1 protein-coding gene is annotated in these 721 nt (G+C 63.9%); it reads right to left on the minus strand.

Going from position 1 to position 721, the window contains the following annotated elements; translation table 11 throughout:
* A partial coding sequence (locus tag B9Z43_RS17215) for a hypothetical protein (protein ID WP_158270147.1) occupies positions 1–721 on the minus strand: 721 nt, incomplete at both ends.

Genomic DNA, 721 nt, shown 5'->3' on the forward strand with positions numbered 1-721 from the left:
CGCCTCTGCCGCACTCGCCAAGACCTGCAACTCCGCCGCCGTGTCCACCTCCGTTTGCGCTTTTGCGTCCACCACGTCGTTGAGCAAGCTCGTGCTCTTAGCACCCAAACCCTCCACCCCCAACAAGCCGTATTGCGCTGTCGTCACGCTCACGTTGTCATCGCTCGCGTCTGCATCCGCTCCCGCCAACACCAACTTGTACGCATCCACCAGCGCCTGCACTTCTGCCGTCGTGTCCACGCTCGTTGCACTCACCCCTGTCGTGTTGAGCACGCTGTTGATCGCTTTGAGGTTGTCCGCCGTCACCCCACTCACCCCAGCCGCCCCATACACCTCCACCCCAGGACTGCTGTCGCTTGCGCTGTTGCTTGTCGCCGCTTCGCTCAACGTGCTCAGCGCACTTGCCGCCGCACTTGCCGCTGCACTCACCACCGACTGCAGCGCGCTCAGGCTACTCACCCCTGAGCCATCGTCTGCCGTGTTCGCTATCGCCGCTTGCACTGCCGCCAGGTTGTCTGCTGTCACCCCGCTCACACCCAGCGCTTGCAGTTGGGCCAGGCTCGGCCCGCTTGTCCCACCTGCTGCCGCAATCACCGCCTCTGCCGCACTCGCCAAGACCTGCAACTCCGCCGCCGTGTCCACCTCCGTTTGCGCTTTTGCGTCCACCACGTCGTTGAGCAAGCTCGTGCTCTTAGCACCCAAACCCTCCACCCCCAACAAG

Source organism: Limnohabitans sp. MMS-10A-192 (assembly GCF_003063335.1).
In the GTDB taxonomy this organism is placed as follows: Bacteria; Pseudomonadota; Gammaproteobacteria; order Burkholderiales; family Burkholderiaceae_C; genus Limnohabitans_A.